The organism is Pseudoduganella sp. RAF19 (assembly GCF_052114165.1).
Taxonomy (GTDB): Bacteria; Pseudomonadota; Gammaproteobacteria; order Burkholderiales; family Burkholderiaceae_D; genus Rugamonas.
Genome location: NZ_JBFREF010000002.1, coordinates 467,592 through 479,373, shown reverse-complemented (window position 1 = coordinate 479,373; position 11,782 = coordinate 467,592). Strand labels below are relative to the sequence as shown.

Annotated in this window: 11 protein-coding genes; 4 read left to right on the top strand and 7 right to left on the bottom strand. The window is 62.3% G+C overall.

Going from position 1 to position 11,782, the window contains the following annotated elements:
• Positions 1 to 3 precede the first annotated feature (3 nt).
• Positions 4 to 759, top strand: a complete 756-nt coding sequence (locus tag AB4Z19_RS06765) for an alpha/beta fold hydrolase (protein WP_442025381.1) — start codon at positions 4 to 6, stop codon at positions 757 to 759.
• On the opposite strand, the gene AB4Z19_RS06760 is transcribed toward AB4Z19_RS06765, so the two are convergent.
• Positions 737 to 1,711, bottom strand: a complete 975-nt coding sequence (locus tag AB4Z19_RS06760; protein WP_442025380.1) for a helix-turn-helix transcriptional regulator — start codon at positions 1,709 to 1,711, stop codon at positions 737 to 739. The two genes, AB4Z19_RS06765 and AB4Z19_RS06760, sit on opposite strands and share 23 nt — an antisense overlap.
• A 62-nt stretch (positions 1,712 to 1,773) precedes the next feature.
• Here AB4Z19_RS06760 and AB4Z19_RS06755 point away from each other — a divergent pair, with 62 nt between their 5' ends.
• Positions 1,774 to 2,400: a LysE family translocator gene (locus AB4Z19_RS06755; protein WP_442025379.1), complete on the top strand. Its 627-nt coding sequence runs from the start codon at positions 1,774 to 1,776 to the stop codon at positions 2,398 to 2,400.
• Here AB4Z19_RS06755 and AB4Z19_RS06750 read toward each other — a convergent pair.
• The 5 genes from AB4Z19_RS06750 to AB4Z19_RS06730 form a co-directional block, all read right to left on the bottom strand.
• Entirely contained in the window at positions 2,397 to 2,741 is a 345-nt protein-coding gene (locus AB4Z19_RS06750; protein WP_442025378.1) for a hypothetical protein, read from the bottom strand. The genes AB4Z19_RS06755 and AB4Z19_RS06750 overlap by 4 nt on opposite strands.
• 66 nt (positions 2,742 to 2,807) lie before the next feature.
• The gene (locus AB4Z19_RS06745) at positions 2,808 to 3,794 is read right to left on the bottom strand and encodes a response regulator (RefSeq protein ID WP_442025377.1); all 987 of its coding nucleotides are present in this window, start codon (positions 3,792 to 3,794) and stop codon (positions 2,808 to 2,810) included.
• Positions 3,791 to 4,912 (bottom strand): response regulator, encoded by a 1,122-nt coding sequence (locus tag AB4Z19_RS06740; RefSeq protein ID WP_442025376.1) that lies wholly within the window; start codon positions 4,910 to 4,912, stop codon positions 3,791 to 3,793. The genes AB4Z19_RS06745 and AB4Z19_RS06740 overlap by 4 nt, the downstream gene beginning before the upstream one ends.
• Complete coding sequence (locus AB4Z19_RS06735) at positions 4,913 to 6,262, bottom strand: sensor histidine kinase (protein WP_442025375.1); 1,350 nt, start codon at positions 6,260 to 6,262, stop codon at positions 4,913 to 4,915.
• 2 nt (positions 6,263 to 6,264) lie between these two features.
• Positions 6,265 to 7,668, bottom strand: coding sequence for a methyltransferase domain-containing protein (locus tag AB4Z19_RS06730; RefSeq protein WP_442034756.1), 1,404 nt, complete (start codon positions 7,666 to 7,668; stop codon positions 6,265 to 6,267).
• Positions 7,669 to 7,812: 144 nt separating this feature from the next.
• Between AB4Z19_RS06730 and AB4Z19_RS06725 the strand changes: the two genes are divergently transcribed.
• Together AB4Z19_RS06725 and AB4Z19_RS06720 are read left to right on the top strand one after the other, a co-directional pair.
• A complete protein-coding gene (locus AB4Z19_RS06725) occupies positions 7,813 to 9,513 on the top strand; it encodes a methyl-accepting chemotaxis protein (protein ID WP_442034754.1) in 1,701 nt (566 codons plus the stop codon).
• On the top strand, positions 9,464 to 10,534 hold the full coding sequence (locus AB4Z19_RS06720) for a flavodoxin family protein (protein WP_442027421.1): 1,071 nt from the start codon (positions 9,464 to 9,466) through the stop codon (positions 10,532 to 10,534). Before AB4Z19_RS06725 ends, AB4Z19_RS06720 begins: the two co-directional genes overlap by 50 nt.
• Here the strand turns inward: AB4Z19_RS06720 and AB4Z19_RS06715 are convergent.
• The gene (locus tag AB4Z19_RS06715) at positions 10,527 to 11,726 is read right to left on the bottom strand and encodes a glycosyltransferase (RefSeq protein ID WP_442027419.1); all 1,200 of its coding nucleotides are present in this window, start codon (positions 11,724 to 11,726) and stop codon (positions 10,527 to 10,529) included. The genes AB4Z19_RS06720 and AB4Z19_RS06715 overlap by 8 nt on opposite strands.
• Positions 11,727 to 11,782 lie beyond the last annotated feature (56 nt).

Sequence of the window (11,782 nt, the reverse complement as noted above, 5' to 3'; positions counted from 1 at the left end):
AAGATGAATAAACTGATCAAATCCGCTTTCGCTGCGGCTGCACTGTCCGCCGCAGCACTTTCTCCGGCTGCATTTGCCGCCGATCCGGCAACGGTGGTTCTGGTGCACGGCGCGTTTGCCGACGGTTCCAGCTGGGATAAAGTGATTCCGCTGCTGGAGGCGAAAGGCCTGAAAGTCATCTCGGTGCAGAATCCCCTGACTTCGCTAGCGGACGACGTGGCCGCCACCGAGCGCGCCATCGCCGCGCAAAAGGGTGACGTGGTGCTGGTTGGCCATTCGTGGGCCGGCACCGTCATCACCCAGGCTGGCGCTACCGGCAAGGTGAAGTCGCTGGTATATGTGGCGGCCTTTGCGCCGAACGAAGGCGAATCGACCGCCTCGCAGGGCAAGGGCTATCCGACGCCACCGGGCATCGGCACCCTGCAGGCTGATGCTTCAGGCTTCGTGACCATTCCCGAGGAGTCGGTGGCGCAGAACTTTGCGCAGGATCTGCCGGCTGCTCAGCAGAAACTGATCGCAGCCACGCAGGGTCCGATCCGCGGCGCGGCCTTCGATGAGAAGGTGACCGTGGCGGCGTGGAAGACCCGTCCAAGCTACTTCATCGTGACCAACAACGACCGCATGATCGCACCGCAGCTGCTGAAAGACTCGGCAAAGCGCATTCACGCCAAAACTACCGTGGTGGAATCGAGCCACGTGGCGATGCTGGCGCAGCCTGAGGCGGTTGCGAACGTGATCATCGAAGCTGCGCAGCACTGAGCAGTTGCCGGGCGTGCTGCGCCAATACCGCGCACAGCTCCGGCGGCCCGATGATCTCAAAGCCGAACGGCAGGGCCGCCAGCTGTCGCGCAAACCATTCGAGTTCGTCGGACTGGTTGTGCAACAGGACGCCGTTGGGTGTTTGCTCCAGCAGTCCGATCCAGTCGGGCAGCACCGATTGGGCGCGCTGGAGATCGGTCTTCAGCAAGACCGTCGCCGGGAATTTGCGCGGCAGCGCGGCGATGGTGCGCCGCAGGTGAGCCAGCGCGTCGAAGTTAGCCGGACGCTCGAAATGTTGCGCCAATGCGCGGGCCTCAAGCACGCGGTCCAGCCGGAAGGTCCGCAAACCGCGCCGCAGATGGCAATGCGCGACCAGATACCAGAATCCCGTGTAGTAAGCCAGCCCATACGGATCGACATCACGCGCCGTCTCGCCTGACGCCGGGCCGGCTGCGGCTAAAGGGCTGGCGCGGTAGTTGATGTGGACGCGCTGGCGGTCGCGGGCGGCGGCGCTCAGCACCACCAGGGCGGCATTGTCCTGCGGGGCACGGCCGCGCGCGAGGTCGAGGTGGACGCTGTCGCCGATGGAGCCGATGCGCTGCTTGAGGCCATCCGGCATGATGCGCTCCAGCTTGGCCTGGGCGCTGGCCACCGCAGGCGCAGCTTCGGCCAGTCCCAGGCTGCGCGCGGCCAGCAAGCCAAGCGACAAGGCCAGCGCCTCGTCATCATTGAACATCATCGGCGGCAGTTTGAAGCCCGGCATCAGCGAATAGCCGCCATGCCGTCCGCGCTCGGACATGATGGGAATCCCCAGGTCTTCAAGCATCACGATATAACGGCGCAGCGTGCGCTGGTCGACTTCCAGGCGGCGCGCCATGTCGGCGCCGCTCAGGCGGCCCTGAGACTGCAGCAGTTCGAGCACTGCCAGTACGCGAGTGGTTGGATAGTACATGCCAGACAATATAGTCCGGAATCAGGGCGAATGCTGTCCTGATTAGGCCTTAATCTGCCTGCATGAACCATCACCTCTTACTCTATTTCGCCGTCGTCTTCGGCATCATCATCCTGCCCGGCCTGGACATGGCCTTCGTCATGGCCAACGCCATGCTCGGCGGACGCAAAGCGGGATTCGCCGCGGTGGGCGGCATTGTGGCAGGCGGCTTTTGCCACCTGTTAATGGGCGCACTCGGCGCAGCGGTCGTGCTGCAACTGTGGCCAGCCCTGTTTCAGATCATGCTCGTCGCAGGCGCTGCGTACATCGCCTGGATGGGCTGGACCTTCCTCCGCAGCACCGACGTCTTTACACCCGGCGCCGGCAAGGAAGTGCTGGCGGCGCCGGTCATCTTCCGCCGCGCCATGCTCACCAGCCTGACCAACCCCAAGGCCTATATGTTCATGCTGGCTGTCTTCCCGCAATTCCTCAAACCGGGACAAGACCCGCTGTGGATGCAGTCCGGCGTACTGGGCACAATCACGGCCGCCACGCAGCTCGGCGTGTACGGCGCCCTGGCGCTGGCGGCCAGCCAGGCAAGCGGCTGGTTTGCCGCCAATCCCGCCGCCTCACGCTGGACCGCACGCGGTATCGGCCTGCTGCTGATCGCCACCGCCCTGCTGAGCGTGTGGCAAGCAGCGAAGGCTTAGTGCAGACGGTCGAGCGCCTCCATCACGCCCTTGCGGTTCTTGTGCTTCGATTCGAAAGTGCGGATTTTGCGGCGCTCGGCCGGGCTCAGATGCGCAATCTGGCTGGCGATCTTCGGCACGGTCAGATGCTCGTAATCGTCGATCGGCAGGCCGCGGTCCGATGATTTGCCGGCCTTGTCGGCCTTCTTGGCGGATTTGGTTTCGCCGTACTGCTTGCGCTGTTTGTTGACGATGCGCGCCGCGACCTCTTCCTCACGGCCCTTGTAGCGGCCTTCCTTCTCGAATTTCGCTTCGATTTCCTTGTATTCGCGTTCGCGTTTGGGGCTGGCTCCTCGTGGCATGATGATTTCCTCCCTTGATAGTGGAGCCCATCTTAGCCAAAGGAGCGCCCCAGCGGCGCACGCCTCTTAGAACTGTTCGACCCAGGCCGCCAGCTGCGACGGGGTCAATGCCGATTCGGCGTTCACCATGCGGCACTTCACGCCTTCATCGCCGCCGGACATCTGCATCGCCGCACCGCGTTTGCCCATCCACAGCAGTACCGCCAGCCAGAACGCATGCTGCGACGACACTGGCGTTCCGGTTGGCGTTTCGAGGAACTCGGTGAGCTGGGAGCGCTGCAGGAACAGCGCCGTCCCATTGCCCGTATCGCGGAACGTCGGACCAAAGGTTTCGGCCAGCAGCACAAAGGCTTGCGCCGCATCGGCGCCCGCATGCTGCTGCTCCAGGCGGCCCAGGTGCTCGCGTACCGTTACGCCAAAGGCTGCGCTGCGGAAGGCCTCGGAACTGATCAGGTCCGAATGGTCGAGCATCAGCCAATCCGGCTCCGGCGGCACCATGCCCGCGCTCAGAGCGCCGGACAGATAGCTTTCCACCGGCACGAACGGCGCGCCCGCTGCCAGGCTGGCGGACAGCGTGTACAGCGTGCCGATACGGCTTGCCACCGCCTGCTTCTGGCGCACCAGCAGCTTCTCGCGCAGCAGCTGCGAGTGTTCCTTCTGCAGCTTGGCCAGGGCCAGCGCCTGCTTGAGCTCCATGCGCAGCGAAGCGATGTCCCACGGCTTCTGGATGTAGCGGTGAATCTGTCCCTGGTTGACCGCATCCACCGTATGCTCCATTTCGGAGTAGGCGGTGGTCAGGATACGCACAATGTGCGGATAACGGTCCCACGCATAGAACAGCAGCTCGTTGCCGTAGGCGCCCGGCATGCGCTGGTCGGACACCAGCACGGCAATTTCATCGGCATGCTCGTCGAGCATACGTTTGCCCTCTTCCACCGATTCAGCGGTGTATACGGGAGCGAGCGAACCAAGGGCGCGCTGGAAGTATTTGAGGGCGGTTGCCTCATCATCGACGTACAGGATCGCCGGTGCGGTTTTGGTGGGTTCGGTCATGCTCGTTCCTTCTCTAAATCCGGGAAATTCATGGTTACGGTGGTGGAGCGTCCTTGCTCCGACTGCACCCGCAGATGGCCTCCGAACGACTGCATCACGCGGTTACAAAAAATCAGGCCCCAGCCGCTGCCGCCGTCCTTGCCGTGCATGGTTACCGGATCCAGCAGCAGGCGGTTGAGCAGCGCCGGCGGGATGCCGGGGCCATTATCCTCCACGACGATGAACGGACGAGCCTCCACGCCCACGGTAATTTTCAGCACCGGCTCGGGATGGCCGTTCAGCGCGCGCAGTCCATTGCTGAGCAGGGAGGACAGCACCAGGGCCACGCAGTTCGGCGAGGCCTTGACAGTAAAGTCGCTCTGCACATCGACCGCGACCGCGGCGCGCTGTGAAGGCGACAAGGGATAAACGTTGAGCAGCGCGTTCACCATCTGGTGAGCACTGCCGCTGGCCACACGCGCCGCCGGCACCACGCTGGCGCGCTTGACCGACTCCACGAAGGACGACAGCACCGACAGGCAGTAGCGCGCATTGTCATTCATATGGGCCGCTGCGTTGCCGATGTCGGCCTTCAGCGGCAAGCCATTGTCGGGCGCATTGCCGTTGACGCGGCGCTGGATATTGCGCGCGAAGTTGGCGATGGTGGCCAACGGTGTATTCAGTTCGTGCGCCAGGAAGGCCACCGTCTCCTCGATCGCCAGCAGGCTTTGACGGCGCGCGGCGCGTTCGCGGGCGTTGGTGGCAGCCATGCGCAAAGCTGTGCGCAAGGTATCCATGTCCAGCGGTTTTTCGAGGATACGGAAAATATCGCCGCCATTGATGGTATCCAGCAGCACCTGCTTGTCGGCGTAGGCTGTGACCAGGATGCGCACCAGGTGCGGATAATGTTCCTCGACCTGGCGCAGCAGCTCGCCGCCCACGCGGCCCGGCATGCGGTAATCGGTCACCAGCACATCGATGTCCGCATCGGGTTTGCTCAGGATTTCGAGGGCTTCATCCACGCTGGGCGCCGTCAGCACCTTGTAATCGCCCTCGATGGACCGCGCAAAATATTTGCGGGCCATTTCTTCGTCATCGACGTACAGCACGGTGGCTGCATTGCGCTCGCTATTCGACATTTATTTCTCCCCGCCTGCCACACGCGGCAGGTCGAAAGTGAATCTCGTCCATTCACCCGGCACACTTTCGGCCGCGAGCAGGCCGCCGTGCCGTTGGATGACGCTATAGCAAATGCTCAGTCCAAGGCCAAGGCCCTGGCCCACCTCGCGGGTGGTAAAGAATGGTTCGAACACGCGCCCGATGTTTTCCGTCGCAATACCGGGGCCGTTGTCGCGCACCGCGACGCGCAGACGGTCCCCTTCGGCCTCGGCGCTGACGTCAATGGTCGGATTGGCCGTGGCGCCTTTGCGCATGGCCAGTGCCGCATTGCTCAGCAGATTAATCAGCACACCGACGATCGCCGCCTCATCGCCGCGTACCAGCGTGTCGGCTTCCAGATTGCGGTTGATCTTCACGCCCTTGATTTCGTGGCCCACCAGGCGCACCGAGGAATCTAGCGCGCGCTCGAACAGGAATTGCGAGCTTTCGTGGTCCACGCCGCTCTTGCGGTAAGCGAAGGTCTTGAGGTCGGAAACGATGTACTGCACGCGCTGCATGCCCTGCTTGGCGTCCGTCAGGCATTCCATCAGCAGCGGACTATTTTTGGCGGCCGGCTCCTCGACCGCCACATCGATCGCCATCATGCAGAAGTTGACCGGGTTGTTCACTTCATGCAGCAGGCCTGCGGCCAGAGTGCCGAGGGCCGCCATTTTTTCCTGTTGCAGCATCTGGCCCTTGATTTCGGCCAGGCTGCGGTTGGTGTCTTCCAGTTCGATATTCTTCTGCGCCACCTCTTCCTTCAGCGAATGCAGCTGGCGCCGCACACGTTCGCTGTAGAAGGTGTAGACCGTGCTGCCAGCGATGGAGAAGATGATGATGGTCAGGTGGAAGGCAAACTGGCTGCCATCGTGGATGCCGCCGGGACGCAGCGCGCAAGCCAGATAGAACAGCAGCACCGTCACGGCGCCAAAGCCCAGCGTATATTTATAGCCGACCGGGAACAGCGTCCCCACGGCGAATATGGTCAGGATGATCCCTGCATAAAACAGCGAAGATTCGCCCTGCGTCACGTGGATCATCCAGGCGATCATCAGCTGCGGGAAAGTCAGCCAGATGAAGGTCACCACGTGCACATGGGCACGGCCATAGCGGGTGTACAGCAGCACCAGCGCAGCCACGATGGCGGCACTGGTCACCACGCGCGCAATGGCAAAGCGCAGCATTTCATTGGGATAAACGGCGTAGTCCAGCACCATGCCCAGCAACACGAGCACGATCACCGTGACCGCACAGGCCCGGCTGGACATCAAATGGTATTCGCTCAGCTCTTGTTCGTAGCTGGTACCCGGCAAGATGGCAACTCCGCTCATGCTCAATGCGCCGCCACACCAACTGTCGTTTCGGCAAACACGTTCACCCCAGTCGGGTCGGTGTACACCGAAGTACCGCTGCATTGAGGCGGCAGGATGGCCTGCATCTTGGCTTCGTCACGATAAATCAGATACCACTCCAGAATATGCTCCATGCTGAAGCGTTCAGGGTTGCTGGCGTGGACATTGGTCACCAGCAGCTTGCCGCCCGGACGGGTGCGCGCCGCGAAGTAGCTGTTCAGGCGTGAGCACACTTTGTCGGACAGGTAATCGAACAGGCCCGCGCAATATACGGCGTCGAACTCGCGCTGCTCTTCATCCACCGCATCCACGCGGCGTTTCAGCAACTGGTGCACCGAGTCGTGGACGAAATCGATATTGGCATGGCGGCCGGTGCGGCGCTGAATCGCGGCCAGCGTGCTGCGCGTCCAGTCCAGCGTCTCTTCACTGAAGTCCATCAGCTGGAAGGACAGCAGTTCAGGGTTGGCCGAGGTTTCGAGGAAGCGCTGGATCTCCACCGCGGGGCCGCAGCCCACATTCAGCACGCGCAGCGGACGGCCGATACGGCGCGCCTCTTCCGCCAACCGATCCAGGTAGCCAACCAGGATATCGATGCGATGGCGGTGCGCCGTCGCCACGGCCGTTTGCAGAAACGCCGTGTTCACGATCTGGAAATAAGTGCTCGGACCCTGACGCGGATCGCTCAGGATCTGGTTCACCATCTGGTAGTCGCCCGCATAGCCAAGCGGCTTGGTATAGGTGCGGAACACAAATGGCGCACGCAGGATCAGCGGATGCAGCGCCGCCTGCGCAAACGCGCGGTGCGATGCCTGCAGTTCTTCTTCCACCAGTGAGGCCTGGTGATTCAGCTCATCGAAATAGCCCTTGGTCTTGATCATGAGCGGGCGCGCCAGCTCATAGAAGTATTCCAGCGGCAGCCTTGCCTCTTCCTTCGGCAGCGAGTCGGACATATCGACCTGCTCCAGCCAGCGCGAGGCATCGGACAGGAAGGCGCGCGTTTCATTCACAACGATCTGGTAATCACGGCGGATGCGGAAGCGGTCGCTCCAGTCATCGACGAAAGACTGCGCTTCGCGGCCCAGCGCGCCCGGCGCCACCACCACTTCCGACAGCTCGCGCCATTCATCAATCAGGGTGACCGACACTACGGCCGTCAGGCCGGTGTTCACCATGCTGATCACGACCGCCTTGCCGATATAGGCGCTCTTGGAGCCCATACGCACCGTCAGTTCGTTCAGAACTTCACTGACCTGAACGATCGAGTAAGGGTTATAGACCTCCATCACCAGCGACTTGCGCTGGAGGTTGACAATCGTGCCGCGAACCGCCTCACCCTGCGTGTTAAGAAAACTTACGACCGGATCAATTTGCGTCTGTGAATACACGTTATTGGCTATTGGTGGAGGTCAACAAATCGAGTGTATATGAGTGTGGCGTAGACCGCAATATTTCCCCCTAGCGAACTTAATTTCTTATACACTAATTTAATCCCCGTGGAGACCGGGGTTTTTAATATCACAATAATCCATATGAATATCGCGAATATAAAGATCGGCCATCGGCTAACAATCGCATTTTCTCTCACCACCCTCCTGCTTGCCATCGTCGTCATTCTTGGCGCGGGGGCTCTACAATTCGTCAAGTCGGAAATTGAACTGACTACCGGCGATCGTTATGAAAAGATTAAGCTCCTGTATGAAACCAAGGAGATGCTGAATCAACAGGCGCGCAGCCTGCGAAATGCGCTGTTGATGCCGGATGCCGGGGAAGCTAAAGCGGAATTAGAGGTTTCCATCAAATCGGGAAAAGAGGCGGATAGCGCGCTGGAAAAGATTGGCGGCCTTATCGTTAATCCGGAAGGCAAACGCCGCCACGCCGCCGCAATCGCTGCCGGCGAGGCTTACGACCGTGTGGAAGCCAGCCTGCTGGCCGCCATCCGCTCGGGTGATCACGATCTGGCCCTGGCGGTCATGTTCAAGGACGTGCGCCCTGCCCAGCTGGCTTACTTCAAGGCCATCGACTACCTGCTGGACTTCCAGAGCGAACTGATGAATGAAGCAGGCGCATCCGCGGCGCAATCCGCCCGCAAGGCGACGATTTCGATGATCGTCCTGGGCCTGCTCGGCGGATTGCTCAGTCTGTTCACCGCCTGGTATATCACGCGCAGCATCGTCCGTCCCGTCAACCACGCGGTCAAGGTGGCACGCACGGTGGCCAACGGCGACCTCAGTTCCTATATCGAGGTGCGCTCAACCGATGAGATCGGCCAGCTGGCGCAGGCACTGAAAGACATGAACACTTCGCTGCAGAAGATCGTCAGCGATGTGCGCGGCGGCACCGAGCAGATCGCAACCGCCTCGCGCGAAATCGCCCACGGCAACCAGGATTTGTCCAACCGCACTGAACAGCAGGCCGGTGCGCTGGAAGAAACCGCTTCGTCCATGGAAGAGCTGACCTCGACCGTGAAGCAGAATGCGGACAATGCGCGCCAGGCCAACGTGCTGGCAGCCTCCGCCTCCGAAGCGGCGGGCAAAGGCGGCGCGGTGGTGGCCCAGGTGGTGGATACCATGGCCTCCATTAATGAGTCCTCGCGCAAGATCGTGGACATCATCTCCGTGATCGACGGCATCGCTTTCCAGACCAATATCCTGGCGCTGAACGCCGCCGTGGAAGCCGCGCGCGCCGGTGAACAGGGGCGCGGCTTTGCCGTGGTGGCGTCCGAAGTGCGCAACCTTGCACAGCGCTCAGCCGCTGCGGCCAAGGAAATCAAATCGCTGATCGGCGATTCCGTGGACAAAGTCAGCACCGGCGCCAAACTGGTGGACGACGCGGGTCACGCCATGCAGGACATCGTCAACCGCGTGCAGCGCGTGACGGACATCATGGCCGAGATCGCGGAAGCCAGCGCCGAACAGCTGGCAGGCATCGAACAGGTCAACGAAGCGATCGTACAGATGGACGGCACCACCCAGCAGAACGCCGCCCTGGTGGAACAGGCTTCCGCCGCGGCCACGGCAATGCAGGATCAGGCCGACCGTCTGCACGAGACGGTCGGAGTTTTCCGGCTGGAAGCGGCACCGACCGCGCGCGTATCCAGCATGACTGGCCGCCGTAAGTACGCTGCCGCACCGACCCGGCAGCAGCTCCCTGTCACACTGATTTCGACGACAGGAGAAGCTGATGACGGAAGTCAGGAAGGGCCAGGCACCCGGCAAACTGGAACGCGCTGAGTTTCACCAGCGCTTTGCGCGCACTTTTGCCGATCCCCGTTTCGACAAGGTGCGCGACGCCGTCGCCGCGCTGGAGGACGTCGCCTGGCAGAATTATGTCGATGGCCGCAAAGCGCCGGTAACCGCACCGGCCGGTCCCGGCTTCGCTGATCCCTCTTATGACCTGTCGGTTGAATGGAAGGCGACGCGCGACCGGCTGCTCGACGCTGAAAAACTTCAGAAAGACCCGCACACGCCATCCAGGGTATTGCTGATCTGCGGCGCCGCCCGCAATGACGGCAGCTGCCCCGGCGAGATGTCCAAGACCTGGCGCCTGCTCAAGCTGGCCGAGCAAACGTTAAAAGGACTGGGCATCGGCACTGACGTGCTGGATCTCAGCCGCCTCACTTCCGAAGCCGACCTGCACATCCATCCCTGCAAGGGCTGCGTTTCAACCGCCCAGCCGCTGTGCCACTGGCCTTGCAGCTGCTACCCGAATCACAGCCTGAACCAGGTCAACGACTGGATGACCGAGATCTACGAACAATGGGTGTCGGCCCATGCCGTCATCATCTTCACGCCGGTGTACTGGTATCAGGCGCCCTCGGTGCTCAAGCTGATGATCGACCGCCTGGTATGCGCCGACGGCGGCAATCCCGATCCCTCGAGCACCCACGGCAAAAAAGCTGAAGAAGCCAAGGCGATTGAACTGGCGGGCTGGCCTTATCCCAAGCATCTGGCAGGCCGCGCCTATGGCCTGGTGGTGCATGGCGACGTGGCCGGGGTGGAAAGTCTGCGCCGCAATCTGAGCGACTGGCTGGATTGGATGGGCCTTCTCGATGCTGGCGCGCTGGCGCGGCTGGACCGCTACCTTGGCTATTACGAGCCTTACGCCACCAGCCACGATGGGCTGGACAAGGACCAGGCCTTCCAGGAAGAAGTGCGCAACGTTGCCCGCGCCGTCGGACATGCCGTGCAGATGCTACGCGCCGGCAAGCTGCAGCGTGCCGATGCCGGCATTGAACCGCCGCGCCTCAAATAGCCAGCTGCCGCTCGAACTGTTCAACAATCTTCTGCGCCATTGCCTGCTGGGTAAAGCCACGATAACGCGCCGCGAAAGCCTGTGCCGCCGCACGGTAGCTACCCTGTCCCAGCAACTGCTGGATCACGCTGCCCCAGTCCACCGGCTGCTGAAGGCGCGCTGCATTGATGCCCGCTCCGCCCACGTCGACCCGCTGCGAAATCAGGAACTGCTCCAGCTGCATCGGCATCAGCAGCAGCGGCACGCCGGCCAGCAAGGCTTGCACCAGCGTCGCTTCGCCGCCATGGCAAACGCACAGGTCAGCCTGCGCCATGGCCTGCGCCAGCGAAACCGGACCACGCGCATAAGCGATGTTCGGCACGGCCACCGGCGGCGCCATGCCCGATGCCACTTCCGGCAAATAGCAGGCAACGCGGCAGCCCGCATCCACCAGCGCACGCAGCACGTCGGCATGCTGGGTGTGCTCCGATTTCAGATAGGCGAACACTTTCGGACCGCTACCAGCGGGCCAATGCGGCGCGGTGCCGGTATGCGGCAGGAAGTTGGGGCCGAACCATTGCGCCGTCGAGGCGGGGCGCCCGTAGTGATCGAGCTCCGGCCAGGTGCACAGCAAGGCCGCATCACCCAGCAAGATATCGGCGGCCTGGCCAAAAGCGGGGGCGCGGTGGCGGGCCAGTACCGCATTGGCCGTCTTCAGCACATGGTCTTCCGCGGCGGCCAGGCGCCCGCTGCCGATTTGTTCCCAGGGCCGCAAATTGGGCAGCGCCCGTCCGGCGGGCGGGCTGTAGAAGCCGATACCGACGGTGGCGCTGGGCACGCCCAGACTGCGCGCCGCCAGGACGGCCGTTGGCGCATAGTCGCCTACTACGAGGTCAGGCTTCAGCGTTGAAAGCATGCCGCGCCAGCCGCATACCAGGCCATCCAGCGCAGCGGCTTCCAGATAGCCATTCGGAATCAGGATTTCCGCCAGCGAAGCCTGATTGGGCGGCATGCCTGCCGTGCGGTGCAGCCAGACCGGCGTCTGGAACTTGGGCACGGCCAGATTTTCCAGCAGGCGGTGCGTATTACCGAGGTCGCGTAAGCTCAGGCTGACGCGGTGTCCGCGCTCCAGCATGGCCTGCGCCAGTGTTTTCAGGCGGCCCGCATGTCCGAGTCCGCCGCCGAGTTCCCAGGCGAGGTGAATATGCGCCATAGGCTGATTAACCACTAATATTGTTCATATTGCTCCAGTCCTGGTAGCGTCGCTGC

What these genes read in the sequence shown, in the direction of transcription:
- AB4Z19_RS06725 (WP_442034754.1), top strand. Translation starts at nt 7,813, where the DNA reads ATGAATATCGCGAATATAAAGATCGGCCATCGGCTAACAATCGCATTT.
- AB4Z19_RS06765 (WP_442025381.1), top strand. Translation starts at nt 4, where the DNA reads ATGAATAAACTGATCAAATCCGCTTTCGCTGCGGCTGCACTGTCCGCC.
- AB4Z19_RS06755 (WP_442025379.1), top strand. Translation starts at nt 1,774, where the DNA reads ATGAACCATCACCTCTTACTCTATTTCGCCGTCGTCTTCGGCATCATC.
- AB4Z19_RS06735 (WP_442025375.1), bottom strand. Translation starts at nt 6,262, where the DNA reads ATGAGCGGAGTTGCCATCTTGCCGGGTACCAGCTACGAACAAGAGCTG.
- AB4Z19_RS06750 (WP_442025378.1), bottom strand. Translation starts at nt 2,741, where the DNA reads ATGCCACGAGGAGCCAGCCCCAAACGCGAACGCGAATACAAGGAAATC.
- AB4Z19_RS06760 (WP_442025380.1), bottom strand. Translation starts at nt 1,711, where the DNA reads ATGTACTATCCAACCACTCGCGTACTGGCAGTGCTCGAACTGCTGCAG.
- AB4Z19_RS06715 (WP_442027419.1), bottom strand. Translation starts at nt 11,726, where the DNA reads ATGGCGCATATTCACCTCGCCTGGGAACTCGGCGGCGGACTCGGACAT.
- AB4Z19_RS06745 (WP_442025377.1), bottom strand. Translation starts at nt 3,794, where the DNA reads ATGACCGAACCCACCAAAACCGCACCGGCGATCCTGTACGTCGATGAT.
- AB4Z19_RS06740 (WP_442025376.1), bottom strand. Translation starts at nt 4,912, where the DNA reads ATGTCGAATAGCGAGCGCAATGCAGCCACCGTGCTGTACGTCGATGAC.
- AB4Z19_RS06720 (WP_442027421.1), top strand. Translation starts at nt 9,464, where the DNA reads ATGACGGAAGTCAGGAAGGGCCAGGCACCCGGCAAACTGGAACGCGCT.